Below are 25,337 nucleotides of genomic sequence, written 5' to 3'. Positions count from 1 at the left end.
CGTTCACGTGCCGACACCCTCGGAATGACGCAGCTGCATGCGCCGGTGCAGCGCCGTGACGCGGCCATCGCCGGTGGGCTGGTAGAAGACCGAATAGCGCTTCGCGGTCTGCATGAAGGCTTCCGCGTCGGCCTGCTTCTTGACGTCGAAGGAATCGAAGCCAGCGCGCAGCATGAACACGAACTGGTCCCGCAGGATCTGGCCCGTCGCACGCAACTCGCCGCGGTAATTGTAACGCTCGCGCAGCAGCCGCGCCTGGCTGTAGGCGCGTCCGTCGCGGAAGGTTGGGAACACCAGCGCGACGACGGCAATCTTGCCGAGATAGGGCACCAGCTCGGCGATGTCGCGATTGTTCGGCCAGATCACACCGACCTTGCCGGTCCGCTTGAGCAACGCATCCGCCTCGCCGACGAAACGCTCGGCCGGCACCAGAATGTCGCCGCCCTCGGGCAGCGGCGTGTCGACGGCGAGCTTGACGAAGCTGTCGTCGGCGATCTTTCCGCCGTTAACGAGTGGCATAAACGCGCTCCTTGAAGGGTTCGACGCCGAGGCGTTTTACGGTGTCCATGAACAGCTCTTCGGGCCGCTCGCGCAGCGCCAGATAGGCTTCCACGATGTCCTCGACGACGTCGGCGACCTCGTCGAACTTGACGCCGGGGCCGATCAGATTGCCGAGTGCGGCACTCTCGTCGGCGCGCCCGCCGATGGTGATCTGGTAGACCTCCTCGCCGTTCTTCTCGACGCCGAGAATGCCGATATGACCGACATGGTGATGGCCGCAGGCGTTGATGCAGCCGGAGATGTTGATGTGCAACCGGCCGATCAGATTGGCCAGCTCATGATTGGCGAAGCGCCGCGTCAGTTCCTGCGCGATCGGGATCGAGCGCGCATTGGCCAGCGAGCAATAGTCGAGACCCGGGCAGGCGATGATGTCAGTGATCAGATTGACGTTCGGCGTCGCCAGCCCGAGCTTGTCGAGCGCCTTCCACAGCGCCGGCAAGTCACGCTTGGCGACATGCGGCAGAGCGAGGTTCTGCTCGTGGCCGACGCGGATCTCACCGAAGGAGTATTCGTCGGCGAGATCGGCGAGCGCATCCATCTGCTCGGCGGTGGCATCGCCCGGAGGCGCGCCGATCGGCTTCAGCGAGATCGTGACGATGGAATAGCCCTGGGCCTTGTGCGGGGCCACCGAGTTCTTGCGCCATGCCTCGAAATCGGGATCGGCCGCGGCCTGGCGCAGCTCGTCCGGCATGTGCGGCAGCTTCTCGTAGGCAGGATAGGTGAAGCGCGAGCGGATGTCCTCGACCACCTCGTCGTCGATCTGGAGCGAGGAGTTGCGGATGTGCTGCCACTCCTCCTCGACCTCGCGCGAGAACTTCTCGATGCCGAGCTCGTGCACCAGGATCTTGATGCGCGCCTTGTAGATGTTGTCGCGGCGGCCGTACTGGTTGTAGACGCGCAGAATCGCCTCGATGTAGCTGAGAATGTCGCGGCCGTGGACGAAATGCTTGATGGTCTTGCCGATGAACGGCGTGCGTCCGAGCCCGCCACCGACCAGCACCTCAAAGCCGGTCTCGCCCTTCTCGTTCTTGATCAGCTTCAGCCCGATGTCGTGGATCTTGATCGCGGCCCGGTCGTGGTCCGACGCGGTGATCGCGATCTTGAACTTGCGCGGCAGGAACGAGAATTCCGGATGCAACGTGGTGTGCTGGCGGATCAGCTCCGACCAGATGCGGGGATCCTCGATCTCGCCGGGCGCGACGCCGGCCCACTGATCCGAGGTGACGTTGCGCATGTTGTTGCCGGAGGTCTGCATCGCATGGATGCCGACCTCGGCGAGATCGGCCAGCGCATCCGGCAATTCGGCGAGCTTGATCCAGTTGAACTGGATGTTCTGCCGCGTCGTGAAATGGCCGTAGCCACGGTCGTATTTGCGCGCGACGTGGGCGAGCGCCCGCAGCTGGTTCGACGCCAGCGTCCCGTAGGGGATCGCGACGCGGAACATATAGGCGTGCAGTTGCAGATAGACGCCGTTCTGCAGCCGCAGGATCTTGAACTCGTCCTCGGTGAGCTCGCCGGAGAGGCGGCGCTTCACCTGGTCGCGGAATTCCGAGACGCGCTCGTTGACGAGCGTGCGGTCGATTTCATCGTAAGCATACATAAGAAAGCGCCTTAAACCTGAACCGGCTGTCCGATGGTCACGCCGGTGCGGCGGATCTGTTCGCGCAGATTTCCGGGTTCGACCTTGCCGTCTGCACCGACCTGTACCGGCGCGATATAGGGGCCGATCGCGCCGACGTCATCGGCAACGGATTCCGCAAGCAACGCCTTCGCCTCGTCGGAGTTGCGCACGATCGCGGCTTCCGACAGGTCCGCGGACCAGCTCTTGGCGGCGGTGCGGTAAACCACGATGCCGTCCCAGGTGCGGTTGGCGGTCACGACCGAGGGGCCGGCGATCTTGATCTTCTTCTGTTCAAGCGGGGAGGTCATTCGGCTGCATCCAATAGGTCAGAGATGATTTGCTTTGGGGTTTGGCGGCGAAGCGAGCCGGCATGCCGGACCACATCGCCGATGATGAGAATGGCGGGACCGCCGTTGGTCCGGCGGACCAGTTCGGGCAGATCGCGCAGCGTGCCGATCTCGCCTTGCGCATCGGGACGCGTGACGCGGGCGAATACGCCGACCGGCGTCTCCGGCGAACGGCCGGCGGCCAAGAGGCCGGCGCGTATGGCCGGCGCAGCCGTCATGCCCATGTAGACCACGACGGTCATCCTGGCGTCGGTCAGCGTCGACCAGTCCACGACTTCTGCGTCGCGCGCCTTGTGCGCGGTGAGGAAGGTGATGCGCGTTGCTTCGTGACGATAGGTGAGCGGCACCTCGAAATCGGCGGCGCCGCCGAGACCTGCGGTGATGCCGGGAACGATCGAATAGGCAACGCCGGCGGCACGAAGTGCTTCGACTTCTTCGCCGCCGCGGCCGAACACGAAGGGATCGCCGCCCTTCAGCCGCACCACACGCTGGCCGGATTGCGCGGCCTCGATCATGCGCTTGTTGATGGCGTCCTGCCCGATGCCGGGCTTGCCGACGCGGCGGCCGACCGGCACGCGCGTGGTGTCACGGCGGATGCGGTCGAGAATTTCAGGCGAGACCAGCTCGTCATGGAAGACGATGTCGGCATCCTGGAGCGCGCGCAACGCCTTGATGGTGAGCAAATCCGGATCGCCAGGCCCGGCGCCGACCAGCGCGACGGATCCTTCCGGCTTGTCGGCCCGCGCGAACGCGGATGGATCTGAAATCGCCTTGAGCGCTGCGTCCGCCTCGCCTTTGCGGCCGGCCAATACGGCGGCACCGATCGGGCCGTCGATGACGCGCTCCCAGAAGCGGCGGCGCAGCGGAAACTCGGCAATACGTTCGTTGATGGATTTGCGGAAGCCGCCGATGAACTCGGCGAGCTCGCCGATGCGCGCCGGCAGCAGCGCCTCGATCTTCTCGCGCACGCGCCGCGCCACCACCGGCGACGTGCCGCCAGTGCCGACGGCGACCACGACATCGCCGCGATCGACGATCGCCGGAAAGATGAAGCTCGAATGCTCGAGATCGTCCATGACATTGACCGGCAGGCCGAGCGCCTTGGCGCGGACCGACATCGCCACGCCGACATCGCCGGCGCCGGCGCAAACCACCGCGATGATTCCCGAGAGATCGGCGGTCAGCGGATCGGTGGCCGAGATGTCGATACGCGCCGCGTCCTCGGAGCTCAGACCCAGGTCGTGATTGCCATCGATCGCATGCACGCGAATGCGCGCACCGGCAGCGGCCAGCACGCGCAGCTTGGCGCGCAAAAGCTCACCCGCACCGATGAGGACCACCGGACCGGCCTTGAGATCGAGGAACACGGGCAAGAACCGCATACGATACTCGCTTACCCCACATGCGGGGTTGACTGGAATTATTTTCTATATATGTGTCGTTTCAGGCGCGCAAAGAGAAAATTTTTTCTTCTCTCTTGCACCGCAACTATAGAATTTTCGCCTCCAAACGCAAAGTGGCAGAGATGCATCTTCTCAAGGACAATTCCACTGCTGGCGGGCTGAGCAGCCCCGCTCTCGCCGAGCGCGTGCCCGCGCAAGAATTTTCTTCTGACCTTGCCCCGAGCATGGACCATCTCGACCAGCTCGAGGCCCAGAGCATCTACATCTTCCGCGAAGCCTTCGGCCGCCTCAAGAAGATCGCCCTGCTGTGGTCGCTCGGCAAGGACTCCAATGTCATGATCTGGCTGGCGCGCAAGGCATTCTTCGGCCGTCTGCCGTTCCCGGCCCTCCATGTCGACACCGGCAAGAAGTTTCCGGAGATGTATCGCTTCCGCGATCACTACGGCAAGGAATGGGATCTCGATCTGCGCGTCGAGCCCTGCCCGCCGATTGATGCCGTCGACCCAACGCTGCCGCCCGCCGCCCGTTCCGCCGCGCGCAAGACCGAGGGCCTCAAGATGGCGCTCGCCAAATACGGTTTCGACGGTCTGATCGCCGGCATTCGCCGCGATGAGGAGGCGACGCGCGCCAAGGAGCGCGTGTTCTCGCCGCGCGGCTTGGAGGGTAATTGGGACGTGCGCGACCAGCCGCCGGAGTTCTGGGATCATTTCAATGCGTCGCCGCCGCAGGGCGCGCATTTGCGCATCCATCCGATCCTGCATTGGACCGAGTCCGATATCTGGGCCTACACCAAGCGCGAGAACATCCCGATCATCCCGCTGTATCTGTCGCAAAACGGCAAACGCTATCGCTCGCTGGGCGATCAGGACATCACCAATCCGGTCGCCTCAAACGCGTCGACTATCGACGAGATCCTGATCGAACTCGAGCAGACCAAGGTGCCGGAACGTTCCGGCCGCGCGCTCGACCACGAGACCGAGGACGCTTTCGAGCGCCTGCGCGTCGCCGGCTATCTCTGATCAAGGACGCGAGCGTCGTATGAACATGATCGTCACCCCCGCATCGCCCGCCACCCCGAACGGCACCACGCGTCCGCAGGTCCGCATCGTCATCGTCGGCCATGTCGACCACGGCAAGTCGACGCTGGTCGGCCGCCTGCTGCACGAGACCGGCAGCCTGCCCGACGGCAAGCTCGACATGCTCAAGGCCGTCAGCGCGCGGCGCGGCATGCCGTTCGAATGGTCGTTTCTGCTCGACGCGCTCCAGACCGAGCGCGACCAGGGCATCACCATCGACACCACGCAGATCCGCTTCCGCACCAATTCGCGCGACATCGTACTGATCGACGCGCCCGGCCACGCCGAATTCCTGCGCAACATGATCACCGGCGCCTCGCAGGCGGACGGCGCGGTGCTGATCATCGACGCGCTCGAAGGCGTGCGCGACCAGACGAGGCGGCACGGCTATCTCCTGCATCTGCTCGGCGTGAAGCAGGTCGCGGTCGTCGTCAACAAGATGGACCGCGTCGACTTCTCCGCAGCGCGCTTCAAGGAGATCAGCGACGAGATCTCGGCGCATCTGCAAGGCCTCGGTGTGAAGCCCACGGCCGTGATCCCGATTTCCGCCCGCGAGGGCGACGGCGTCGCTGAGCGCACCGACCGCATCGGCTGGTACAAGGGTCCGACCGTGGTCGAAGCGCTTGACCGGCTCGAGCCGGCCCGGCCGCTGGAAGCGCTGGCGCTGCGGCTGCCGGTGCAGGCGATCTACAAATTCGACGATCGCCGCATCGTGGCGGGCCGGATCGAATCCGGCAGCCTGGTTGCCGGCGACGAAATCGTGATCATGCCCGCCGGCAAGATCGCCAGAATCAAGACGGTCGAGAGCTGGCCGGTGACGCCGGTCGCAGGCCGCCAGGGTGCGGGCCGCTCGGTCGGCATCACGCTCGACCGCGAGCTGTTCCTCGAGCGCGGCGACATTATCGCGCATGCCAACAGCGCGCCGCGCGAGACACGACGGCTGCGCGCGCGGATCTTCTGGCTGCACGACAAGCCGCTGGCCAAGGGCGACCAGCTCCTGGTTCGCTGCGGACCGAAGGAAAGCCGTGCCACCGTCGTCGCCATCGAGAAGGCGGTCGATCCCGGTGAGCTGTCGAGCGTCGAGAACAAGGCAATCGGCCGCAACCATGTCGGCGAGATCGACATATCCCTTTCGAATCCGATTGCCACCGATCCCTACACGGAAAATCCGCGCACCGGCCGTCTCGTGATCGAGGTGTCCGGGCGCATCGCCGGCGGCGGTCTCGTGCTGTCGGTCGATGCCGGCCAGCGCGCCTTGCCCGTCGACATCGTGCCGGTGGAATCCGCGCTGCGGCCCGACGAACGCTCCGCGCGCTATCGTCACAACGGCGCCGTGGTCTGGCTCACCGGCCTCCCCGCCTCCGGCAAGTCGACTCTAGCCAAGGCGCTGGAGCGGCGGTTGTTCAGCAATGGCGGCTCACCGATCCTGCTCGACGGCGACACGCTGCGTGCCGGGCTCAACAGCGATCTCGGCTTCTCGGCCGCCGATCGCAGCGAGAACATCCGCCGCCTCGCCGAAGTCGCGACGCATCTCGCCCGTAACGGCCACATCGCCATTGTCGCCGCCGTCTCGCCCGCCCGCGAGGACCGCGCCACCGCGCGCCGCATCGCCGACACGTCGTTCCGCGAGATCTACGTCGCGACGCCGGCGGAAATTTGCGAGGAGCGCGACCCCAAGGGCCACTACAAGAAGGCCCGCGCCGGCACGCTCGCGTCGTTCACCGGTATCGGCACCGACTACGAGCGGCCCGAGGCCGCCGAGCTCGTGATCGACACCTCGACGCGGACGGTCGCCGAGGCGGCGGACGAGATCGAACAGATGCTCAAGACGACCGGCGTGCTGTTCGACGAACTCGTGGACCTCGCCGCGAATATTTGAAGCCGGGCTGCTGCTCCGCTGTCGTCGCCCGGCTTGACCGGGCGACCCAGCATCCCACCGACAGCAGTGATTCAGCCGAGAGGCCGCGGCGTACTGGATTTCCCCGCCTTCGCGGGGAATGACACCGTGCGTGGGCCGCCCACCTCGCCTTGACATTTTGACAACTTTTGGGGGCCTTCTCACGGCCCCGATTTTGGGGCTAATAAGACCCCGAAAGCCGCTCCTTGGAGCGCATTTTGCTGCTGTCGGGTCAAAAGCAGCCAAAAACAGCCATTTCCAACAAGAAAGCCCATCATGAAACGCGTCGACGCCCACGGACTGAAGATCGCTCCCGTCCTGTTCGATTTCATCGCCAAGGAAGCGGCCCCGAAGACGGGGATCGCGCCGGATGCGTTCTGGGCCGGGCTCGCCGCCATCATCAAGGAGCTGGGGCCGAAGAACCGCGCGATGCTGGCGGTGCGCGACACGTTGCAGGCCAAGATCGACGACTGGCACCGCGCCAACAAGGGCAAGGCGTTCGACCTCAACGCCTATACCGCCTTCCTGAAGGAGATCGGCTATCTCCTCCCGGAGCCGGCGACGCAGAAGGTCGAGACCGCCAATGTGGACGAGGAGATCGGCAAGATCTGCGGCCCGCAGCTCGTCGTGCCGCTGACCAACGCACGCTATGCGCTGAACGCGGCGAATGCGCGCTGGGGCTCGCTCTATGACGCCTTCTACGGCACCGACGCGATCCCGCACGATCCATCAGAGAGCGGCAAGGGCTACAACAAGGCGCGCGGCGACAAGGTGATCGCCAAGGCAAAAGCGTTCCTCGATGCCGCCGTGCCGCTGGCGACCGGCAGTCACACCGACGTCACCGCCTATAGCGTGGTCGCGGGCCAGCTCGCGGTGAAGCTGAAGAGCGGCAACGCCACCGCCCTGAAGAACGCCGCGCAATTCGCAGGCTTCCAGGGCGACGCAGCCGCACCGAGCGCGGTACTGCTCGTCAACAACGGCCTGCACGTCGAGGTAAAAATCGACCGCACCAGCGCGATCGGCAAGGACGATCCGGGCGGCGTCGCGGACATGGTCATGGAGTCCGCCGTCTCCACGATTCTCGACATGGAAGACTCGGTCGCTGCCGTCGATGCCGAGGACAAGGTGCTGGTCTATCGCAACACGCTCGGCCTGATGAACGGCACGCTGTCGGCCGATTTCGAGAAGGGCGGCAAGACGCTGACGCGCTCGCTCAATGCCGACCGCAGCTACAAGATGCCTGACGGCAAAGGCGAAGTGAAATTGCACGGCCGCAGCCTGCTGCTGATGCGCAATTGCGGTCACCACATGTTCACCGACGCGGTGCTGGACGACAAGGGCGAGGAGATTCCGGAAGGCTTGCTCGACGCCGCCGTCTCCGGGCTTCTTGCTGTCCATGATCTGAAAGGCAACTCCAAGGTCAAGAACAGCCGCACCGGCTCGGCCTATATCGTCAAGCCCAAGATGCACGGCCCCGACGAGGTGTCGCTGACCTGCGAGATCTTCGACCGCGTCGAGAAGATGCTGTCGCTGCCCGAGAACACGCTCAAGGTCGGCATCATGGACGAGGAGCGGCGCACCACCGTCAACCTCAAGGCCTGCATCCAGCGCGCCTCCAAGCGCATCATGTTCATCAACACCGGCTTCCTCGACCGCACCGGCGACGAGATCCACACCTCGATGGAGGCGGGTCCGATGATCCGCAAGAACGAGATGAAGGCGCAGCCCTGGATCAAGTCCTATGAGGACTGGAACGTCGATATGGGCCTGACCTGTGGCCTGCCCGGCCATGCCCAGATCGGCAAGGGCATGTGGGCCGCGCCGGACAAGATGGCGGACATGCTGGCGCAGAAGCTCGCCCATCCGCAGGCCGGTGCTACCACCGCCTGGGTGCCCTCGCCGACCGCCGCGACGCTGCACGCGCTGCACTACCACCAGGTCAACGTCACCGCGCGCCAGCAGGAGCTCGCCAAGGGCGGCCCACGGGCAAAGCTCGAAGACATTCTCACCATCCCCGTGTCGAAGTCGAACTGGGCGCCCGACGACGTCAAGCAGGAGATCGACAACAACTGCCAGGGCATTCTGGGCTATGTCGTGCGCTGGATCGACCAGGGCGTCGGCTGCTCGAAGGTGCCTGACATCCACGACGTCGGCCTGATGGAAGACCGTGCCACCTTGCGCATCTCCAGCCAGCACCTCGCCAACTGGCTGCACCAGGGCGTGATCACCGAGGCGCAGGTGATGGAATCGCTCAAGCGCATGGCGGTGGTCGTCGACAAGCAGAATGCGGGCGATCCCATCTACAAGCCGATGGCGCCCGCCTTCGACGGCACAGCCTTCAAGGCGGCCAGCGACCTCATCTTCAAGGGACGCGAGCAGCCGAACGGCTACACCGAATACATCCTCACCGCCCGCCGCCGCGAGGCCAAAGCCCTTGGCTGACAACGCCCTGGCTGACAAGGCGGCCTGCCGACCCGACTAGAGCACTAAAAGCCCCGGCTCGCGCCGGGGCTTTTTCGTTGCGCTAGCTAAGCGCCCGGCTAAAACACTGCCAGATATTTCAGCAGCGAGACGATGCCGATGATGATGACGACGACGCGCGCGATCTGCTTGGCACGGCCGTCCATCGGCAGCATGTTGATGAGGTAAAGTACGAGAATGACGACGAGAAAGGTGACGAGTACGCCGACCAGCATCGCTAGGACCCCCCTTTAGGCAAAATTGCTGACAGTCTCCTAACGCGCAACGTCCGGCTTGGTTCCATCGACGCAACCCTCTGCAACTTCTAGTAAATACGTACTTCTACGATCAGCCGGCGGGCCGAAAACTTTACCCTTTTCCTTTCAGATGCGGAAACCGTTTGGGCCCTGAGCCGCAAACGGCATGCGATTGCCTGTCTGACGGGCCCCTTTTTCTGCTGTTGCCGGGGGCGCCTTTTACGAACTTTGTATTGGGAATTGGGGGACTTCGATGCTGAATCGTCTGACCGTATCCGCGCTGCTGAAGGCGGTGATCGCGATCACGTCGATCTGCGTGGTGATCGTGCTCTCGCTCACCGCCTACGAGTCCTGGGATCGCCTGAAGACCGCCAACCGCATCTCGCAGATCGCCGACACGTCCGCCGATCTGTTCAAGGCGATGCACAATCTGCGCACCGACCGCTCGACCACGGTCCGCCTCCTGAATGCGACCGAGCCGATGGACGGCGAGATCGAGAAATATCTGCGCGCGCTGCGCGATGCCCAAATGCCCGCCATGGCGCGCGCGATCGAGCTGCTGCCGGCCATGGACTTTCCGCAATCAGGCACGCTGGTACCGGAGCTTGCGCGCCTCTACAAGCTGCTGATCGAGGAGCAGAAGCAGTTCTGGGAGGATGTAGCCAAGCCGAAGGACCAACGCCGCGCCGGTCTGCCCAAGGAATATATGGAGACAACGCAGGGCCTGCTCGACACGCTCGACAAGCTCTCGAACACGTTGGCCGCCACGGTCAATCACCTGGACGCCGCGATCGACCAGCTGCTGTCGATCAAGCAGAACGCCTGGCTGCTCCGCAACACCGCAGGCGAAGCATCGCTGATCGTCTCGACCGGGCTGGCCGCCGGCAAGATCACGACGGAGGGCCGCTACGCCTATACCCAACATGTCGGCGGCACGAGCGCGATGTGGAAGGCGCTGGAGCTGTCGACGTCCGGCATGCAGTTGCCGGCGGGGCTCGCCTCCGCGATGGCCTCCGCCAAGACCTCGTATTTCGAGCCGCAATATCTGGCCTTGCGCGACCGTCTCGCCGACGCGCTGGTCAAGGGTGAGAAGCCCGAGATGACGGCGAACCAATGGAGCCCGCTCACGGTCGGCCGCATGGCGAGCGCCGTCACAGTGGCAGAAGGTGCGCTCGATGCTGCCAAGATCCACACGCAGGAGCAGCGCGGCGCCGCACAGCGCGCACTGATCGTGCAGCTTACGCTGCTGGCGCTCGCCGTGGGGCTTGCCGTCGGCGCGATCATGCTGGTCAGCCGCCGCGTCATCACTCCGCTCAACACCATCCGGGACGCCATGCTGAAGGTCGCCGGTGGCGACCTTGCCGTCGATAGCGGCTATCTCGACCGCAACGACGAGATCGGCGCGCTTGCCGGCGCGCTGGAGACCTTCAAGCAGCAGGCCAACGACAAGCTCACGATCGAGGCGCAGGAGCGCGAACGCAATGCGGGCGCCTCCGCGCGCCAGCGCGCGGTCGAGACCTATGTCGGCGAGTTCGAGGGCGCGGTGCGCAAAACGCTCGGCGAATTGAGCGAAGCCTCTGGCGAGATGCGCAAGACCTCGGGCGATCTCTCCGCGGTGTCGCGGCAGACCAACGACCGCGTGCAGGTCGCCGGCAAGGCCTCCAAAGACGCCTCCATGAGCGTCGACAGCGTCGCCGCCGCCGCCGAAGAGCTGAGCGCCTCGATCAACGACATCAGTCAGCAGGCCGCGCATGCCGCGGGCATCGCCAGCCGCGCCGTGACCCAGGCGCGCGAGACCGACGGCACGGTGCAGGGACTTCAAAAGTCGGCCGGCCGCATCGGCGAGGTCGTCGGCCTGATCAACACCATTGCGCAGCAGACCAATTTGCTCGCGCTTAACGCCACGATCGAGGCGGCCCGCGCCGGCGAGGCCGGTCGCGGCTTTGCCGTGGTCGCCTCCGAGGTGAAGTCGCTGGCGAGCCAGACGGCGAAGGCGACCGAGGAGATCTCCGAGCAGATCGCCGACGTCCAGAAGGTCGCGGCCGACGCCATCAGCGCCATCCAGACCATCGGCGGCATCATCGGCGAAGTGAACGAGGTCGCGACCGCAATCGCCGCCGCCGTGCAGGAGCAGGGAGCGGCCACCCAAGAGATCACCCGCAGCACCCAGTTTGCGGCGCAGGGCACCAAGAACGTCTCGGACAACATCACCGGCGTCAAATCCGATGCAGACGCTGCTGCCGCTGCCGCCGACAACGTGAAACACGCCTCCGAGATGCTGGAGAGCCAGAGCCGCCAGCTCGGCCATGACGTGAGCGACTTCCTCGGCAAGATCCGGGCGGCATAGCCCACACTCTTGGTGTCGTCCTGGCGAATGCCAGGACGACGTTGAGGCCTATTCCTTCGCCACCACCGGCACCTGGCGGAATCTTGCGCGAACCGACTCGGGCAGCGGCGAGAAATTCATCGCGACGCCGCGGCGGTCGTTGGCATTGCGGCTGGCGACCACCAGGCCGTCCGCGCCCGCGACGATGTCGCCCTTGCGCAAGGTGGGATCGTCGTCGACCTTGACCTGAGCGAGCCCGACCGGATCCTTGCCGTTGCAGGTACAGCCTGCGACAATCTCATTGCGATAGCGGAACGCGTTAGGCAGGTCGGAATAGGATTTCCCCTTATCCGTCGTCGCGTCGTCGATGTTGCCGCCATAGACCAGCGAGGTCTCCGAGGCCGGGCAGAAGCTCTTGCAGGATTGCGCCTTGCTCTCGGAATCGTTTCCCTGCGCCGGGAAATAACGTCCGTCGCAGCCGCGCACGCAATAGGCCGTGCCGCCACCGTAGGAGGCCCGCTGGCGCGGCGGGTCGTAGCGCGGCGTGTCATCGGTCTGGAAAGGCATGCGAATCTCGGGCGCCGGCCGTCCGCGGAAGCCGCCGAACAGCGCCGAGAAAAAGTCCTCCGCATGGGCGGATGGCGTCAGCGCGAGGCCGAAGGAGGCAATGGCGACGAACGCCGCCGCGCCCCCGGCGAGTTTGCCGATCGAACGTCTCTTCATGTGACCTCACTCGACCCTTAGTTCACGGCCGAATTCGAAATGTTCAGCGCCTGCCGGCCTGAGGGCAGCGCGGTCACGGCTGGGCGCTTGCGCACGGAATCACTGCCTTTCGCCATCAGCGGCGCGTTCTTCGGCAGCACGACCACCTTGGCGCCGACATTGACACGGCCGAACAGGTCGGTGACATCCTCATTGGTCATGCGGATGCAACCGGACGAAACGAACTTCCCGATCGTGGTGGGATCGTTGGTGCCATGGATGCGGTATTCGCTCGACCCGAGATACATCGCACGCGCGCCGAGCGGATTGCCGGGGCCACCAGCGACGAAGCGGGGCAGATAGGGTTGGCGCGCGATCATCTCAGCCGGCGGATGCCAGTCCGGCCACTCCGCCTTGCGGCTGACGCTCTGCACGCCCGACCAGGTGAAGCCCTCGCGGCCGACGCCGACGCCATAACGGATCGCGCGGCCCTGGCCGAGCACATAGTAAAGGTAAGTATTGTTGGTATCGATGACGATGGTGCCGGCCGGCTCGCTGCGGTCGAAGCTGACAATCTGCCTGCGCAGGCGATCTGGCAGCGCGGCATCCTCGTCGGGCGCTTGCGCGTTCTGACTTGCATAGCCTTGGTTCGCATAGCCCTGGTTCGCATAGCTTGGGCTCGCATAACCCTGCGAATAGCCCTGGTCCTGCGGGTAAGCCTGATCTTGCGGATAGGTGTAGCCCAGCGTCTGTGCGCTTGCGGCGCCGAACGGCACTGCCAGCAAAGCGGTTGCAAAGGCAAAAGCGGTGATGCGGCGCGGCGATAAGCGGCGTCGGACTGCAGAGAACTTCGTCATGTGCTGCCCCGTGTGGATGCCTGCATCAGGGTGATGCGCTGGTTTGTTCAACGCGGTCCAACCGCTACAAGTTCCGCGGCGGGATGCAGCAGCGACGTCACAGTCAAGCGAGCGCTTCTTCACGAAGCCGCGATGGAACCCGCAGGGCGCGAGGACGTTCTCCCCTGGTCATGGGCGCGAGGACCGAAGTCTCCGTGCCGGAGAGGTATTGTGCGCGTCCTTCCCAGTGAACGTATGACTCCCGGCAATGGCGAAGGCACTCCGCTTCCCGAGAGCCACGGCGAACTCCCGCCGGTGATCCGCCGCACCGAACTCGTCGCCTTCTCGCTCGCCGGACTGCTCCTCATCGCAATCGTCGCGGTGCTCTATGTCGGAAAGGCGTTCTTTCTGCCTGTCGTGATGGCGTTCGTCACCGGCACGATGCTCTCGCCGGCAGCGACCTTTCTGGAGTACCGGAAAGTGCCGCGCGGGCTTGCCGCCGTCTTGATCGTGTTCGCGGTGACCGCCGTGGTCGGCTTCATCGTCGCGCTGATCGCCTCGCCGGCGATGGAATGGAGCTCGCGCCTGCCCGAACTCGGCGCGCAGTTGAAAGACAAGGTCCACGTGTTCGACCGGCCGCTGGCGCTGTGGCGAGAGCTGCAGACGATGCTCGGCGGCTCGGAGGGATTGCCAAGCTTCCAGATGCCGAAATTCGAGTGGGTGCAGCCAACGATTGAATTCCTGTCACCGACCTTTACCGAATTCCTGCTGTTCTTCGTCACCCTGATCCTGTTCATCGCCAGCTGGCGCGACCTGCGACGGGCAATGATCATGACCTTCAGCGATCACGACGCACGGCTGCGCACGCTTCGCATCCTCAACGAGATCGAGGTCCATCTCGGCAACTACCTTTTGACTGTGACCCTGATCAACGTCGGCGTCGGCGTCGCCGCCGGAATCGTCTGCGCCCTCACCGGAATGCCCAATCCGGCTGGCCTCGGCGCGCTGGCGGCCACCCTCAATTTCATTCCGATCATCGGACCGGTGGCCATGTTCGCCATTCTGGTCGTGGTGGGGCTGGTCACCTTCCCGACCGTCAGCGGCGGCCTGATGGCGGCGCTCGCCTTTGGCGGCATCACCTTCCTGGAGGGACATTTCGTCACGCCGACCATCATCGGCCGGCGGCTGGCGCTCAATGCGCTCGCGGTGCTGCTGGCGCTGGCGTTCTGGACCTGGCTGTGGGGCCCGATGGGCGCGTTCCTGTCGTCGCCGCTGCTGATCGTCGCCCTGATCCTGAAGGAGCATCTGTTGCCTGAGGATTCGCCGCAGCTCCCGCAGGACTGACCGGTTTCCGTGAACGGAACTTACACCACGACGAAACGTTTCCCGGCTGTCTCAACCGTCAACAGCCCGGAGCCCCTGATGTCCACCACCAATGCCGAAGCCGGGATGAGAGACTGGACCGACAAAGCCACCAGAGAACGCCTCGAGAAGGATGTAGCAGCCGTGAAAAGCGATATCGCCGCCCTCACTGATCAGATCACCGACGCGCTCAATACTTTTGCCAACTCCTCCAGCAAGCAAGCCCGCCGCGGCTATAGCCAAGCGCGCGAAAACGTGGATTCCGCGATCGACGACATGTCGGAACGCGGCAGCGCGATGATGGGCGCGGCACAGGAGGCCTACGGCTCGATCGAGGAGACGCTGGAGGACGCGATCACGCAGCGGCCGCTCGCGACCGTCGGGCTTGCGCTCGGCATCGGCTTCCTGATCGGCGCGGTCTGGCGTCGCTGAGATCGCGAACGGGTATCGAGACGGTGGCGCAGCGGCGCCGCCGGTGCCGGCTTGTGGGGATCTGAGGAGCAAGACCATGTTTCAGCGCATCATCGACGGGATCAGCGCATCCACCGGCACCACTGTGCGGCTGACCTCGCTGGCAGCAGGCGCGGCGTTCGCACTCTTCATCACCACGTGCTTCCTGTGCGCGGCGGCATTCATTTCGGTGCTCAACAAATATGGTCCGGTGCAGGCCTGCCTCGCCGGTGCGGGCATTTTCTTTCTGCTGACCCTGACCGCGGCGGTGAGCTATTGGGTCTACAAACGGCAGCTGCGCAAGCAAGCTCATATCGCGGCCGAGCGCGCCACGAAATCGGCGGCCTCGAGCATGCTCGCGGACCCCATGCTGCTCGCCACCGGTCTCCAGATCGTTCGCGCCATCGGGATCAAGCGGCTGTTGCCGATCCTGGCGATCGGCGGCGTCGCCCTCGGACTCATGGCGAGCCGCGCTGGCGTACCCGACGAGGCCTCGGCTGAGCCTGCCGAGTAGCAGCTACCGGGTTAGAAAATTTCGTCACGGGTCCCGCGAACGCGTCTATCCAATCGGCACCGGCGGCCCCGCGCCAATTTCGCGCCGTTTGCCTGCGCCATCACGCAAACGCTACTCGGATAGGCAGGCGGTTGCCGCTAAAAGCAGCGCCCCTGATTCCAAAAGCCATTTTTTCGATGAAACCGTCCGTCCAGGCGAACCTCGCCGCATTTCAACACGACCCCCGGCTCTATTTGACGCTCGGTATCGCCAACTGGTCGGTTTTCGTCGACCACATCCCGAACAACGTCGTCAATTTGCTGACGCTGCGCAATTTCGGCTTCAGCGGCGCCGCAGACTTGTTCGTGTTCGTGGCCGGCTATGGCATGGCCATCATTCACGGCAAGATCGCCCTGGAGCGCGGCTACGTCGTCGCGGCGACGCGCATCTTCCAGCGCATGTGGCGGCTCTACGCCGCCTATGTCGTCCTGTTCGTGATCTACATCGACGCCATCGCCTATGTCGCCTCGCAATCGATGGCGCCCGAGATCATCAACGAATACAACATCTCGGGCATCATCGAGCATCCGCTGCGGATCCTGATACGCGGACTGGTGCTTCAGGAAGAGCCGCTGAACCTCGATCTTCTTCAGCTGATGATCCCGCTGATGGCCCTCCTTCCACTCGCGCTGTGGGGGCTGTTGCGGCGTCCGAACCTGACGCTGGCGGCGTCGGTCGCGCTGTACGTTGCGGCGCGCTGGTTCGGCTGGAATTTCCGGGTTTATCCGGACCAGGAGTGGACCTTCAACCCGTTCTGCTGGCAGATGCTGATGGTGCTGGGCGGCTGGTTTGCCGTGACCGGCACGTCGGGCCGCGCGCTGCATGGCCTGTCCTGGCTGCGCGTGCTCGCAGGCGCCTATCTCGTATTCGCGATGGCAATCACGCTGATGCGACATTCGCCGACGCTAGCGGCCTATTTGCCGGATATCGTGCTCAACACCATCACGCCGACCGACAAGGAAGACCTCGCCCCCTATCGCGTGGTCCACTTCCTCGCGCTCGCTTTCCTCGCGACATATCTCGTCCCGGCCGATCATCCCGGCCTGCGACTGAAGCCGCTTCAGGCGGTGATCAGATGCGGCGAGGAATGGCTCGCGGTGTTCTGCGTCGGCGTGTTCCTGTCCTTTGCCGGCCATCTCATCCTGATCACTGGCGCCAATTTGGTGGTGATGCAGATTGCCGTGAGCCTGGCCGGCTTCGCGGCGATGGCCGCGGTCGCATATTACATCGCCTGGTCGAAGCGGCAGGACCTGCCCGCGGCCTTGCGGCAACAGGCCTAACCCGGCACCTTCCGATTCCCCTAGGCCGGCCATTACGGCTGGGCTATGCGGAGCGGCAGCGGATTGCGCGAGGAGGCCGGGCGTGGTGATGGCGAATGGCGGGGGTGAGGGAGCCGACGGCGCGCCCCGGCGCGGCCGGCCAAGGTCGATCGAGACCACCAACGCCATTCTCCAAAGCGCCTATGCGCTGATGGCCACTACCGGCCTTGCCGCCACCACCATTGACGCGATCGCGCGCCACTCCAGCGTCTCCAAGATGACGATCTACAAATGGTGGCCGTCGCGCGAAGCCTTGCTGATCGACGCCTTTCTTCACCATGCCGCGCAGATGCTGCCGCTGCCGCATGCAAGCTCGGGCAGCCCCGCCGCGCGCGCACGCCGCCATGCCGCCGCCTATGCCGAAGCCCTCCAGGGCGAGTTCGGCAAGGTCCAGCTCGCCGTCATCTCCGAATGCATCTCCAAGACCGGCTCGGCGGAGCTGTTCTACGCCCGCTACCTGCAATTCCGCCGCGACGCGCTGATCGAGATGATCGCCGCGGGCCAGAACGACGGCAGCATTCTGGCGGAAGCACCGCCCCAGGATCTCTACGACGCGATCTATGGCAGCCTGTTCTACCGCTACGTCTTCGGCATCGCGCCGATCACGCCGGCCTACGCGCGGACCCTGGTTGACCTCGTGCTGCGGCCGAAGAGCTAGCCTCGAATTACCGCGCAGGCCGGATCGGTGCTGACAGCTTGTCGGTGCGGTCGCGCTCGGTCATGTCCTCGACCGTCTCCATCGGCGCGGTCAGCTCGTAGACATAGGAGACGTCGGTGAAATAGCGCTTGGCGGTGCCGCCGAGCGCCTCGGGCGCGACGCGGTCGAGCAGGATCAGGCCGAAGTCGGAATCGGGGCGGCGCGTCGCTTCGCTGGTGTTGAACTCCTCCCAGCGGAAATAGAAGACCTCGCCGGACCCCTCGTTCGTCACCGTCCAATTGGCAGTGATGTGCGGATGCTTGCCGACAAGCGACAGGCCCTCGTCGGAGTGCGAGGCGAGCTCGAAGAACAGCAGCGACAGACTCTGCGCCGCGCGCGCGCTGACTGCGATATCAGGACCGGTGACGGCGATGCGGTCGGCATGCGGGATGGCGCGCGCCTCGAACAGGCCCTTCAGCTTGACACCCTGCCACTGGCTCTCGCTGAGCAGCGAGACGACGTTGGACATGGCGTGGATGCGGCCGATCAGGAGCTCGCGCGCGACATCGATGTCGGAGCCATGGCGCAGCGTGCGGGTCACGATCGACTGGATCACCGCCAGGATGTTTTTGACCCGATGGTTGAGCTCGTCGATGACAGCCGTCAGCCGGCGCTCGAAGCCGATTCTGACCTGGATTTCCCGGCTGAGCCGCAAATTGTTGTAGGCGACATAGCCGAACAGGCCGCACACCATCGCGGTGATCGCAAGGCCGATCGCCGCCACGATGATCGCAGTCTGCTCGGCGCGGCGCGCCGAATTGGTCTTGGCGTAATAGCCGAGCTGCCAGTCGCGACCACCGAAGCTCACCGTGCGCGTCGCCGACGGCGCCGGCCCATCGGCCGCCGTCGGGCGGGCCGAGACCACGCCTTGATCGTTGGCGACCAACTCGCCACCCTGCCGGCGCGGATCCTTCAGCGCAACCGCGAACAACGACATGTCGTCGTTGGTCAGCATCAGGGAAGAGAGCTCATAGGAAAATGTGATGAAGCCCGCCGGCTCCGTCGCGCCCTCCGGGATGACGGGAGCCGCCACAATGATGCCGATCGACCCGTCGCCACGCAGGAGGGCAACCGGTTCTGAGGCAACCGACCTCTTCTCCACTCTGGCGCGCGCCAGCATGGCGCCGCGCACCTGATCCTGGTCGTAACTGCGGCCGGGCAGCCCCTTGGTCTCGTTGCTGCGCGGCTCGAGATCCATCAGCACATCGATCGGCTGGGTGACACCTGCCGGATCGATCGGCTTGTCCTCATAGCTGCGGATTCGCGGATTGGGGAAGCCGGCGCTCGCGATCGCGGCTTGTGCTGCGGCAAGCTCGTTCGGCTTCAGGCGGGCGACCCAGCCCGCCACCACGAAATCGGTCTTGAAGGCGTAGATGGCCGAGCGCAGCGGCTCGAGCATGTTGGGCTTGAGCACCGACGGCGCCCGGAACAGGCCGGAGGCAACCCGCGCGAGCAGTTCGCGCTCGGTGAGCCGGTCCTGGACCAGGCTCGCATGGACATCGATCGCGCGCGCCAGCGCGATCCGGTCCAGCGCCAGCTCCTGGTCGTGGACGCGATAAGCCGCAAGCCCGGAGAGCAAGGCCCCGAGAAGAGCAATGAAGCCGATGATGAAACCCAGCCGGACCACGCGACTACTCAGGCGAAAGCAGGAGGTCGGCAATAAATACGGAGCATATGGACGCCGCTCGAACGGGCACGTGCCGAAACAGGGTGAACCCCAATCGCCGAGATAATGAAGGAGGAGGCATCGGTACGCAACTTGGTCGCCTGAGAAGCTTAAATCGGCCTGCCGATGGTCCGGCCGAGTTGGATTTGCTCCGGGCACCGGAGGTAATCAATTGCCGTGACCGAAATTTGTTCCGCGGACACGGCTCTGCCCACGGTGTTAACGGGGGGAAACGCCTGCGTTAGGTCGTCGCGCCGGTCAGCCGGCCCGTTTCAAGCCGCCTTTGGCCTCAATGAAGCCGATGATGCGGTCCAGCCCCTGGCTCATCTTCAGGTTGGTCATGACGAACGGCCGCTCGCCGCGCATCCGCCTGGCGTCGGTCTCCATCTTTTCCAGGGAGGCGCCGACATGGGGCGCCAAGTCGATCTTGTTGATGACAAGGAGGTCGGACCGGGTGATGCCGGGGCCGCCCTTGGACGGGATCTTGTCGCCGGCCGCCACGTCGATGACGTAAATGGTGAGATCGGCGAGCTCCGGGGAAAAAGTGGCAGCGAGGTTATCACCGCCGGATTCGATCAGCACGAGATCGAGCCCGGGAAACTTGGCGCGCATATCCGCCACCGCGGCGAGATTCATCGAGGCGTCCTCGCGGATCGCGGTGTGCGGGCAGCCGCCGGTCTCGACCCCGGCAATGCGATCCGGCGTCAGCGAGCCCGAGCGTACCAGGAATTCCGCATCCCATTTGGTGTAGATGTCGTTGGTGATCGCGGCGATGTCGTAGCGCTCGCGCATGGTCTTGCAGAGCAGGTCCATCAGCGCGGTCTTGCCCGATCCGACCGGACCGCCGATGCCGACACGCAAGGGGCCGTGAGATGTAGCCATTGCTTCTTTCCTTTCGTCGCTCTGGCGAAAGCCAGGACCCGTTACCACTGAACCCGATTGTCACGGCACGCTGCAGCCACATCTGTGCATAGCCACGCGCACTCGTGGTTATGGGTCCTGGCTTTCGCCAGGACGACAGTGAAAGCGACGAACCCGCTCAAGATCTGAACAGCCGCGTATATTGCGTCTCGTGCCGCAGGCTGGCGAGGTCGGCGCGAAACGTCGCGCCGCCGACATCGTCCAATGTCGCATTCAGCGCACGATTCGCCGTCGCGGCAACCGCGGCTTCCAGCCTCACCAGCACGCGCTGGCTGTCGGTCTGGCCGAGCGGAATGAGCCGGCTGGCCGCGGAAATCCAGTTCGAGACCAGCGCATGCAGGAAGGCGTGCAACGTCGGCGCCAGCGGCACGCCGTGCATCGCAGCGACCACGCCAACGGCAACGGGATAGACCAGTGGCGTACGGCATGCCGCAACCATGCCGTCCAGCCCGTCTGCATCCCACGCGGCGCGGGCGATGTCGATGAAGGCACGGCCCTGCGATGTCGTCTCCAGCTGCCGCTCGCGCGACGGCACGAAGGCCGCGGCGAGCTCGGCGATATCGCCCAAGGTGTCGCCCTCGCCCGCTTCAGTGGCGCGATAGGCGTGGACCAGAAACGTCGCATCGCAGAAGCCAGAGCCGTCGCGAAGCATCGCATCGAGCCAATCCGCCAGCGACGCGGTGTCGTTGATGTCACCGGCCTCGACCGCCCATTCGATGCCGCTGGAGTAGGAAAAGCCCCCGACGGGAAACGCCGGCGACAGCCAGGTCATCAACCGGTACAGCGCCGCCGCCTCGCACTCCGCGAGGTCGCGGGCCGCGACCGGCTCATTTGTGGTCATGAGCATGCTTGTGGCCGTGGTGATGGTCCGGGTGATCGCAATGCTCGTCGTGGTGGTGATGGTGATCGTGACCGTCGCCATGTGCGGCATGATCATGATGGTGATCATGACCGTGATGATCATCGTGGCCGTGATCGTGATGCGCGTGGTCGTCGTGTCCATGCGCATGTCCGGCATCCGCATAGGCGCCGCCTTCGGGATCGAACGGCGCCTCGATCTCGATCACGCGCGCGCCGAGGCCCTTCACCATGGCTTCGATGACGTGGTCGCGGCGGATGCGCAGGCTCTTGGCCATGATCTGCGTCGGCAGATGGCGATTGCCGAGATGCCAGCCGACACGAATAAGGTGGTGCGGATCGTGGCCGCGGATCTCGAGCAGCGGCTCGGGCGCAGCGACCACCTCGACCAGCCGGCCGTCCTCCAACACCAGCGCATCGCCGCCGCGCAGCGCGACGGCATTCTCCAGGTCGAGCAGGAACTCGAGTCCCCGCGTCCCCGTCATTGCCATGCGGCGGCGGTGCCGATCGTCGAAATCGAGCACGACCGTATCCGCCGGCGCTTCCGCGAAGCGGTGTTGTCCCCTGACCTGCGTCGCCCGGATCATCCGCGTTTACCCCGTTACCGTGTCTCGACCTTCTCGGGCGTGATCACTTCGATCTTCGGCGGCGCCGTAAAACACTTCACCGCGACGCGGCCGAACGTCTTCATGTGCTCCATGGCGCGATGCGGCACCAGCGCCTCGGCATTCTCCCACTGCTCGACGAACACCATCTTGGCGGGATCGGTGACGCTCTCATGCAGATCATAGGCGATATTGCCGGGCTCTTTCCGCGTCTCCTTGATGCAGGCGGTGGCGGCTGCAATGAATTCGGCGCGCGTTTCAGGCTTGATGGTCAAGGTGGCGACGACGTAGATCACGAGAAATCCTCCCGGCTTTTCTTCTGGGCTTCAGATACCGGGCGGGACCTTAGACCAGGCGGGATCGAACGCAAAACCCGGAAAAGCCGCTCCCGGATATGCGACCAGGACATGGTCCTGGGACATGCGTTGAGGCGCTATTTCAGTACATGAAATATCGCTGCGCCATCGGCAGCACCTCGGCGGGGGCGCAGGTCAAAAGCTCGCCGTCGGCGCGGACCTCATAGGTCTCAGGATCGACCTCGATATTGGGCGTGGCGTCGTTGTGGATCATGCTTTTCTTCGAGATTTTTCCGCGGGTGTTCTGGACCGCATAGAGCTTCTTGTCGATGCCGAGCTTACGCGCGAGGCCGCCGGTGATGGCGGCCTTCGAGGTGAACACCACCGAGGACGCGGTGCGCGCCTTGCCGAAGGCGCCGAACATCGGCTGATAATGCACCGGCTGCGGGGTCGGGATCGAGGCGTTGGGATCGCCCATGGGAGCGGCGACGATCATGCCGCCCTTGACGACGCAATCCGGCTTGACGCCGAAGAAGGCCGGCGACCACAGCACGAGATCGGCGAGCTTGCCCTTCTCCACCGAGCCGATCAGCTTCGAAACGCCATGGGCGATCGCGGGATTGATCGTGTATTTGGCGATGTAGCGCTTGACGCGGAAATTGTCGTTGTCCTTGCCCTTGTCCTGCGGCAGCGAACCGCGCTGCTTCTTCATCTTGTCGGCGGTCTGCCAGGTCCGGATGATGACCTCGCCGAGGCGGCCCATGGCCTGGGAGTCCGAGGAGATCATCGAGAGCGCGCCGAGATCATGCAGGATGTCCTCGGCCGCGATGGTCTCCTTGCGAATGCGGCTTTCGGCGAACGCCAGGTCTTCCGCGATCGAGGGATCGAGGTGGTGGCACACCATCAGCATGTCCAGATGCTCGTCGATGGTGTTGCGCGTGAAGGGCCGCGTCGGGTTGGTCGAGGACGGCAGCACGTTCTTCAGCCCTGCGACCTTGATGATATCGGGGGCGTGACCGCCGCCGGCGCCCTCGGTGTGGAAGGCGTGGATGGTGCGGCCTTTGAACGCCTTGATCGTATCCTCGACGAAGCCGGATTCGTTGAGCGTGTCGGTGTGGATCATCACCTGGATGTCGTAGTCGTCGGCGACCGACAGGCAATTGTCGATCGCGGCAGGCGTGGTGCCCCAGTCTTCGTGCAGCTTCAGCGCACAGGCGCCGGCCTTGATCATCTCGACCAGCGCGGCGGGCCGCGAGGCGTTGCCCTTGCCGGAGACGCCGAGATTGACCGGGAATGCGTCGAACGATTGGATCATCCGCCCCATGTGCCACGGCCCCGGCGTGCAGGTGGTGGCGAACGTGCCGTGCGAGGGGCCGGTGCCGCCCCCTAGCATCGAGGTGACGCCCGACATCAGCGCGTGCTCGATCTGCTGCGGACAGATGAAATGGATGTGGCTGTCGAAGCCGCCCGCGGTGAGGATCTTGCCTTCACCCGCGATCACGTCCGTGCCGGGGCCGATGATGATGGTGACACCGGGCTGGATGTCGGGATTGCCGGCCTTGCCGATGCCGGCGATCATGCCGTCCTTGATCGCGACGTCGGCCTTCACGATGCCCCAGTGATCGACGATCAGCGCATTGGTGATGACTGTGTCGGCCGCGCCCTGCCTGTTGGTGACCTGCGACTGGCCCATGCCGTCGCGGATCACCTTGCCGCCGCCGAACTTCACTTCCTCGCCGTAGCTGGTGAAGTCCTTCTCGACCTCGATGATGAGATCCGTGTCGGCCAGCCGCACCTTGTCGCCGGTGGTCGGGCCGAACATGTCGGCATAGACGGAACGCTTTATTTTGACGGACATCACAAGCCCCGTTTGCGTTTGAATTCTGGATCGGTGCTCACAGAGAGGTTCTCGCTGTGAGCACCATGTCGTCGAAGGTCGTATCGAGCCAAGAGTTACCGCCGCGGCAACCAGCGACAACCTGTTCGGCCCAGTCGGTATAATCGACGAGATCGTCACGTTCCTCGGCCGTCGGATCCGAATGTACGCGCGCGCCGATATTGCTGATCTTGTCGGCGATCTTGATCAGCCTGGCGCCAGCCGATTTTTTCGGTGCGTCGAGCACCTGACGCCGCCGCCGCTCCGGCTTCGACAGGCTCATATCGTCGGTGCACTCGTCGACAAGCGACGCGACACGGTCGGAGAATTTTTGCGCGAGCTCCTCGCGCGTGGTGTCGGTGTCCTCGATCGCATCATGCAGCCAGCCGGCTGCAACCAGTTCGGCGTCGGCGCCGTCGGTCGCGGTCGCAAGCAGGTTCGCGACCTCGGCGAGGTGGTTGATGTAAGGCTCATGACCGCGGCCCTTGCGCGCCATGCCGTTGTGACGGCGCGCGGCGAGTTCGGCGGCTTCGGAGACGAGGCGGACAGGTGACAGCATGGCAAAGTCCTCCGTTTTCGCCTCAACCATGCCGCGCCACGCTCGTTCCTGTGGAATTCACAGCTTCCCCATCACGTCGCCGCGGAAGCCGTAGATGGTCTTCTTGCCGGCCACCGCGACGAGTTGGACGTCGCGGGTCTGGCCGGGCTCGAAGCGGACCGCGGTGCCGGCGGCGATGTCGAGGCGCATGCCGCGGGCCTTCTTGCGGTCGAACTTCAGGGCCGGGTTGGTCTCGAAGAAATGGTAGTGCGAGCCGACCTGGATCGGGCGGTCGCCGGTGTTGGCGACCGTCAGCGTCACCGTCTTGCGGCCGGCGTTGAGCTCGATCTCGCCGTCCTGGATGAAGAGTTCGCCGGGGATCATGCTTCGCTCCTACCTGATCGGCTCGTGCACAGTGACGAGCTTGGTCCCGTCCGGAAACGTCGCCTCGACCTGGATGTCGTGGATCATCTCGGGAATGCCCGGCATCACCTGGTCGCGGGTGAGAACCTGCGCACCCGATTGCATCAACTCGGCGACGGTGCGGCCATCCCGCGCGCCTTCGAGGATGAAATCGGAGATGAGCGCGATCGCCTCCGGATGGTTGAGCTTGACGCCGCGATCCAGCCGGCGGCGGGCCACGATCGCCGCCATCGAGATCAGAAGCTTGTCCTTTTCGCGAGGAGACAGGTTCATACGAAATCTCTTCC

At 64.6% G+C, this 25,337-nt stretch carries 25 protein-coding genes; 9 read left to right on the top strand and 16 right to left on the bottom strand.

Annotation, left to right across the window (positions count from 1 at the left end; translation table 11 throughout):
- Positions 1–3 precede the first annotated feature (3 nt).
- Genes ACIPUD_RS23585 through cysG form a run of 4 tightly spaced genes read right to left on the bottom strand, consistent with a single transcriptional unit; the run spans position 4 to position 3,911 of the window.
- On the bottom strand, positions 4–519 hold the full coding sequence (locus tag ACIPUD_RS23585) for a DUF934 domain-containing protein (protein ID WP_446481631.1): 516 nt from the start codon (positions 517–519) through the stop codon (positions 4–6).
- Positions 506–2,161, bottom strand: coding sequence for a nitrite/sulfite reductase (locus ACIPUD_RS23580; RefSeq protein WP_018454649.1), 1,656 nt, complete (start codon positions 2,159–2,161; stop codon positions 506–508). Before ACIPUD_RS23580 ends, ACIPUD_RS23585 begins: the two co-directional genes overlap by 14 nt.
- 11 nt (positions 2,162–2,172) lie before the next feature.
- Positions 2,173–2,490, bottom strand: a complete 318-nt coding sequence (locus ACIPUD_RS23575; protein WP_007599842.1) for a DUF2849 domain-containing protein — start codon at positions 2,488–2,490, stop codon at positions 2,173–2,175.
- On the bottom strand, positions 2,487–3,911 hold the full coding sequence (gene cysG, locus ACIPUD_RS23570) for a siroheme synthase CysG (protein ID WP_377791435.1): 1,425 nt from the start codon (positions 3,909–3,911) through the stop codon (positions 2,487–2,489). Before cysG ends, ACIPUD_RS23575 begins: the two co-directional genes overlap by 4 nt.
- 245 nt (positions 3,912–4,156) lie before the next feature.
- On the opposite strand from cysG, the gene cysD reads away from it, so the two are divergent.
- From cysD to ACIPUD_RS23555, 3 genes are all read left to right on the top strand, one after another.
- The gene (gene cysD, locus ACIPUD_RS23565; RefSeq protein ID WP_026232781.1) at positions 4,157–4,951 is read left to right on the top strand and encodes a sulfate adenylyltransferase subunit CysD; all 795 of its coding nucleotides are present in this window, start codon (positions 4,157–4,159) and stop codon (positions 4,949–4,951) included.
- Between the two features lie 19 nt (positions 4,952–4,970).
- On the top strand, positions 4,971–6,887 hold the full coding sequence (gene cysC / locus ACIPUD_RS23560; protein ID WP_018454652.1) for an adenylyl-sulfate kinase: 1,917 nt from the start codon (positions 4,971–4,973) through the stop codon (positions 6,885–6,887).
- 294 nt (positions 6,888–7,181) lie between these two features.
- On the top strand, positions 7,182–9,347 hold the full coding sequence (locus ACIPUD_RS23555) for a malate synthase G (RefSeq protein WP_446481630.1): 2,166 nt from the start codon (positions 7,182–7,184) through the stop codon (positions 9,345–9,347).
- A 98-nt stretch (positions 9,348–9,445) separates the two neighbouring features.
- On the opposite strand, the gene ACIPUD_RS23550 is transcribed toward ACIPUD_RS23555, so the two are convergent.
- Positions 9,446–9,601, bottom strand: a complete 156-nt coding sequence (locus ACIPUD_RS23550) for a Thivi_2564 family membrane protein (protein WP_007599832.1) — start codon at positions 9,599–9,601, stop codon at positions 9,446–9,448.
- A 274-nt stretch (positions 9,602–9,875) separates the two neighbouring features.
- Here ACIPUD_RS23550 and ACIPUD_RS23545 point away from each other — a divergent pair, with 274 nt between their 5' ends.
- The gene (locus tag ACIPUD_RS23545) at positions 9,876–11,969 is read left to right on the top strand and encodes a methyl-accepting chemotaxis protein (protein ID WP_446481629.1); all 2,094 of its coding nucleotides are present in this window, start codon (positions 9,876–9,878) and stop codon (positions 11,967–11,969) included.
- 48 nt (positions 11,970–12,017) lie between these two features.
- On the opposite strand, the gene ACIPUD_RS23540 is transcribed toward ACIPUD_RS23545, so the two are convergent.
- Both ACIPUD_RS23540 and ACIPUD_RS23535 read right to left on the bottom strand, forming a co-directional pair.
- Positions 12,018–12,671 carry a DUF2865 domain-containing protein gene (locus tag ACIPUD_RS23540; protein ID WP_204513290.1) on the bottom strand — a complete coding sequence of 218 codons (654 nt, stop codon included), beginning with the start codon at positions 12,669–12,671 and terminating at the stop codon, positions 12,018–12,020.
- A gap of 17 nt (positions 12,672–12,688) precedes the next feature.
- Positions 12,689–13,507 carry a L,D-transpeptidase gene (locus ACIPUD_RS23535; protein WP_377791438.1) on the bottom strand — a complete coding sequence of 273 codons (819 nt, stop codon included), beginning with the start codon at positions 13,505–13,507 and terminating at the stop codon, positions 12,689–12,691.
- Between the two features lie 210 nt (positions 13,508–13,717).
- Between ACIPUD_RS23535 and ACIPUD_RS23530 the strand changes: the two genes are divergently transcribed.
- The 5 genes from ACIPUD_RS23530 to ACIPUD_RS23510 all read left to right on the top strand — a co-directional run bounded on the left by ACIPUD_RS23530 (position 13,718) and on the right by ACIPUD_RS23510 (position 17,828).
- Complete coding sequence (locus ACIPUD_RS23530; RefSeq protein WP_026232782.1) at positions 13,718–14,830, top strand: AI-2E family transporter; 1,113 nt, start codon at positions 13,718–13,720, stop codon at positions 14,828–14,830.
- A 78-nt stretch (positions 14,831–14,908) separates the two neighbouring features.
- Positions 14,909–15,280 (top strand): DUF883 family protein, encoded by a 372-nt coding sequence (locus ACIPUD_RS23525; RefSeq protein ID WP_026232783.1) that lies wholly within the window; start codon positions 14,909–14,911, stop codon positions 15,278–15,280.
- Between the two features lie 76 nt (positions 15,281–15,356).
- On the top strand, positions 15,357–15,812 hold the full coding sequence (locus ACIPUD_RS23520; protein WP_018454658.1) for a hypothetical protein: 456 nt from the start codon (positions 15,357–15,359) through the stop codon (positions 15,810–15,812).
- 176 nt (positions 15,813–15,988) lie between these two features.
- A complete protein-coding gene (locus tag ACIPUD_RS23515; protein WP_377791441.1) occupies positions 15,989–17,131 on the top strand; it encodes an OpgC domain-containing protein in 1,143 nt (380 codons plus the stop codon).
- An 88-nt stretch (positions 17,132–17,219) separates the two neighbouring features.
- Positions 17,220–17,828: a TetR/AcrR family transcriptional regulator gene (locus tag ACIPUD_RS23510; protein ID WP_446481670.1), complete on the top strand. Its 609-nt coding sequence runs from the start codon at positions 17,220–17,222 to the stop codon at positions 17,826–17,828.
- Positions 17,829–17,835: 7 nt separating this feature from the next.
- On the opposite strand, the gene ACIPUD_RS23505 is transcribed toward ACIPUD_RS23510, so the two are convergent.
- The 9 genes from ACIPUD_RS23505 to ACIPUD_RS23465 all read right to left on the bottom strand — a co-directional run bounded on the left by ACIPUD_RS23505 (position 17,836) and on the right by ACIPUD_RS23465 (position 25,323).
- Complete coding sequence (locus ACIPUD_RS23505; protein ID WP_446481628.1) at positions 17,836–19,494, bottom strand: CHASE domain-containing protein; 1,659 nt, start codon at positions 19,492–19,494, stop codon at positions 17,836–17,838.
- A 297-nt stretch (positions 19,495–19,791) separates the two neighbouring features.
- Positions 19,792–20,415 carry an urease accessory protein UreG gene (ureG, locus tag ACIPUD_RS23500; RefSeq protein WP_377791444.1) on the bottom strand — a complete coding sequence of 208 codons (624 nt, stop codon included), beginning with the start codon at positions 20,413–20,415 and terminating at the stop codon, positions 19,792–19,794.
- A gap of 157 nt (positions 20,416–20,572) precedes the next feature.
- Positions 20,573–21,301 (bottom strand): urease accessory protein UreF, encoded by a 729-nt coding sequence (locus ACIPUD_RS23495; protein ID WP_446481669.1) that lies wholly within the window; start codon positions 21,299–21,301, stop codon positions 20,573–20,575.
- Positions 21,282–21,899: an urease accessory protein UreE gene (locus tag ACIPUD_RS23490; protein WP_018454664.1), complete on the bottom strand. Its 618-nt coding sequence runs from the start codon at positions 21,897–21,899 to the stop codon at positions 21,282–21,284. The genes ACIPUD_RS23495 and ACIPUD_RS23490 overlap by 20 nt, the downstream gene beginning before the upstream one ends.
- Positions 21,900–21,913: 14 nt before the next feature.
- A complete protein-coding gene (locus tag ACIPUD_RS23485) occupies positions 21,914–22,213 on the bottom strand; it encodes a putative quinol monooxygenase (RefSeq protein ID WP_007599815.1) in 300 nt (99 codons plus the stop codon).
- 142 nt (positions 22,214–22,355) lie between these two features.
- A complete protein-coding gene (gene ureC, locus ACIPUD_RS23480; protein WP_018454665.1) occupies positions 22,356–24,071 on the bottom strand; it encodes an urease subunit alpha in 1,716 nt (571 codons plus the stop codon).
- A 37-nt stretch (positions 24,072–24,108) separates the two neighbouring features.
- Complete coding sequence (locus ACIPUD_RS23475; protein WP_026232787.1) at positions 24,109–24,648, bottom strand: HD domain-containing protein; 540 nt, start codon at positions 24,646–24,648, stop codon at positions 24,109–24,111.
- Between the two features lie 57 nt (positions 24,649–24,705).
- Positions 24,706–25,011, bottom strand: coding sequence for an urease subunit beta (locus ACIPUD_RS23470; protein ID WP_007599812.1), 306 nt, complete (start codon positions 25,009–25,011; stop codon positions 24,706–24,708).
- 9 nt (positions 25,012–25,020) lie between these two features.
- Positions 25,021–25,323 carry an urease subunit gamma gene (locus ACIPUD_RS23465; RefSeq protein WP_018454667.1) on the bottom strand — a complete coding sequence of 101 codons (303 nt, stop codon included), beginning with the start codon at positions 25,321–25,323 and terminating at the stop codon, positions 25,021–25,023.
- Between the last annotated feature and the right edge of the window lie 14 nt (positions 25,324–25,337).

Source organism: Bradyrhizobium sp. CAR08 (assembly GCF_052871955.1).
The sequence above is the reverse complement of the archived record's forward strand: the minus strand, read 5'-3'. Positions and strand labels throughout refer to the sequence as shown.